This window comes from Piscibacillus sp. B03, from assembly GCF_052246295.1.
Taxonomy (GTDB): Bacteria; Bacillota; Bacilli; order Bacillales; family Alkalibacillaceae; genus Piscibacillus.
Genome location: NZ_JBQQCO010000066.1, coordinates 1 through 3,148, shown reverse-complemented (window position 1 = coordinate 3,148; position 3,148 = coordinate 1). Strand labels below are relative to the sequence as shown.

4 protein-coding genes are annotated in these 3,148 nt (G+C 33.6%); 2 read left to right on the top strand and 2 right to left on the bottom strand.

Going from position 1 to position 3,148, the window contains the following annotated elements:
* The first annotated feature begins 58 nt into the window (after nt 1–58).
* Nucleotides 59–640: an adenine phosphoribosyltransferase gene (locus tag ACTWQB_RS17000; RefSeq protein WP_443140348.1), complete on the top strand. Its 582-nt coding sequence runs from the start codon at nt 59–61 to the stop codon at nt 638–640.
* A gap of 36 nt (nt 641–676) precedes the next feature.
* Nucleotides 677–976 (top strand): MazG-like family protein, encoded by a 300-nt coding sequence (locus tag ACTWQB_RS16995; protein WP_443140347.1) that lies wholly within the window; start codon nt 677–679, stop codon nt 974–976.
* Between the two features lie 108 nt (nt 977–1,084).
* On the opposite strand, the gene ACTWQB_RS16990 is transcribed toward ACTWQB_RS16995, so the two are convergent.
* Both ACTWQB_RS16990 and ACTWQB_RS16985 read right to left on the bottom strand, forming a co-directional pair.
* A complete protein-coding gene (locus tag ACTWQB_RS16990; protein ID WP_443140346.1) occupies nt 1,085–2,206 on the bottom strand; it encodes a S8 family peptidase in 1,122 nt (373 codons plus the stop codon).
* Nucleotides 2,207–2,579: 373 nt separating this feature from the next.
* A complete protein-coding gene (locus ACTWQB_RS16985; RefSeq protein WP_443140345.1) occupies nt 2,580–3,011 on the bottom strand; it encodes a hypothetical protein in 432 nt (143 codons plus the stop codon).
* Between the last annotated feature and the right edge of the window lie 137 nt (nt 3,012–3,148).

Genomic DNA, 3,148 nt, shown 5'->3' with positions numbered 1-3,148 from the left:
GATTCATAGGGAAGACCTCTTTTCTGTGAATTTTAGTCTGCTAACTTAATTCTACAGAATGGGTCTTCCTTTTTCTATATCATTGAAAATCGGAATAGCCATTTACACAAAATATTTTACACTCTCTTTGAATTTAAAAGATAGAATTATAACTATAAAAGGTTTCCCTAAGGAACATATTACTTTTCGTGATATTACACCGTTATTAAATGATAAAACTTATTATTCGGAATCTCTACTATTGATGAAAAAAAGCATTGCTAGTAAAAAGTTCAATAAAATTGTATCCCCAGAGGCTAGAGGCTTTCTATTTGGGTGTCCTTTAGCCAATGAACTAAACAAAGGATTTATCCCTGCAAGAAAAACAGGGAAACTACCAAGGGAAACAGTTTCATCTTCATATAGTCTTCATTATGGCGAAGACGTAATTCATATTCATAAAGATTCTATTAATCCAGGAGATGAAATTTTAATAGTAGATGACGTCTTAGGTACTGGTGGTACGACAAAAGCGTTGGTTGAAATTATTGAACAATTAGGAGGTAAGGTTGTTGGCCTATCGTTCTTAATTGAATTAAATAATTTAAATGGAAGGGAACTTCTTAGTGAGTATGACGTTAATGCAATCATACAATACTAATTTAGTTATTTCTTTAAATAAGAAAGGATGGTTTGTATGGAAGAACTATTAAAAGAAATCAAAGAATTAAGCGAAGCGGAAAGAAAAACGGTTGAACAGATGGTATTAAAGTTGACCGAAGAAGTTGGTGAAACATCACAAGCTATGCTTTCTTATAAAAATGCTTGGGGAAGTGGATACAAACAACTTGATAAGTCTGATGTTAAAGAAGAGTGTGCAGATGTGATCCTAGTAGCGCTATCCTTATTCTATAAATTAAGTGATCATGAAAATGAATTAAAAGAATTGTTAAGAACTAAATTAGAAAAATGGAATTCTGTAATATACAGTAAATGAACTATCCTATTTTCATGTACAGTTGAGTAATAATTGATAGAAAGAAAAGTCTTGTCACTATATAATGATAAGTAAAAAAGGTAGGGAACCCCCTACCTTTTTTGTAGATTAATAGCTTATTGCGTCATAAGATTGAACTAATCCATTACCATAATAATTAGAGTTTCCTAGATATTGGGCAGTGTTATTTAACAGAGATCGTAATTGAGAGTTTGATAGATGTGGTTTAGCCTGCCAGACTTGGGCAGCCACACCTGCTACGTGAGGAGAAGCCATAGATGTTCCGTTAAACGATTCATAGTTGTTTCCTGGTGTGGTGCTTAGAATATCAACACCTGGGGCAGCTAACTCGACATCAGGACCATGACTTGAGAAAGATGCACGATTATTATTTTGGTCAACAGCGGCTACGGCAATAACTGAATCATATTTTGCTGGATAACCAACCGTATCACCCGATCCCCATGAGTTACCGCTATTACCCGCAGCAGCTACAACTAAAATACCCGCGTTATAATACGCATAGTCCGAGTAATCTTCTAAAATAGAGGAGCTTTGAGATCCACCCAAGCTCATGTTAATGATATCCATATCGTTTTGGATGGCCCACTCAATACCTTCGGCAATGCCTGCGTACGAACCACTTCCGTTAGCGTCTAACACTTTAACAGCATATAAGTTAGCTTGTGGTGCTACGCCTAGTACCCCAGAAGTATTGTCCAGGGCAGCAACAGTACCAGCTACATGAGTACCGTGTCCGTTCCCATCATTGTATGGCGAATCCCCAAATACAGAGTAACCACCAGAGACATTAAGATCAACGTGTGATGAATCTATACCAGTATCCAAAACAGCTACTTTAACACCACTTCCTGAATAACCATAGCTTTGTGAAGTAGTTCCCTGAACGTGAGGAATTCCCCAAGGTACTGTTTGGGCAGTAGCTTTCACCTCAGCGTTTTCTTCCACATGTTTTATTTGTGGATTGTTTTTTAACCCTTTTACCTGTTTATCCGTAAGTTTTAAGTGATATACCGGTAATACTTGATATTCAGTGAGTATGTCGGCTTCTTCAACACCGAAAGCTTCTAAGATTCCTTTTTCAGATGGGCCATCAAACTGAATCAAGTACTCCTTTTTCTCGGATGTGTTGACACCGTCTGCCAATACAGTTTGCAGTGGTATTAGCAAAAACGCTAACACACCAATGAAAATGATTAACTTTTTCATAAAAATCCCCTTTCCAATTTTTAAACACACGACGGTTCCATGAATTTCCTTATAATAAAGACATTTTCATGTCTGTCGTGAGCTAACTTAGTAGATAAATCGATTAACCATGATTATTAGAAGCAGTTTAAAAATAAAATATTAGATGTCGTAGTAGTTTGTATATAAATCTAACACATTCAACCAAACTATGTGTTTCTAATTAATAAGGATTTGAGGGGATTATAAGATAGTTATTTTCATATTGCTTGGGTTTCCTTTAACAATATAATAATGGGAATATTTTAAAAAAATCATCGTTAGAAAATTATTTACTTACTATGACAACAATAATTCTATCGATTTTTTAAGAACGATAGAATTATTGCTTGTCTTACTTTTTTCTTTTTAATAAACCCACGAACTTAGTGAAAATGTTGGTAATTATTTGTTCATTACCTGGATTAACTTTGTTGTGCAATTCATCTATTTTTTCACTTAAAACTTGTAAATTTTCACCCGCTTCATCAGTTGCGCGTTTATTATCGAGCTTTAATTCCTCAAGTGTTCTCAATATCTGTTTTTGATTACTGACTAAAGTATTGTAGCTTTTTTCTAATTTAAGATCCTTTTTTTTGGACTGTAATTCAGTTATCGCTGAAATTGCCACAGTTGTTATTACTGAAGCTAGCGCTATAAAGGTTGTAATTATTTGCCAAACATCACCATTTTCAATAAATACATAAAAAACGAGAAAAACTGTAGAGAATACACTTATTACTAAATAAGTGTTTAGAAAGAATATTCTCGTTTTATAATATTTCATATGACACTCTCTCCTTTTTAAATCCATTTACACAATATTAATAATAATATTTCAGTTTAAAATTTAAATAGCATTAACTATCATTTTTAGTCATATAAACAACTTTATTTTAGAGGAACATTTTGTTAAAATAAAGC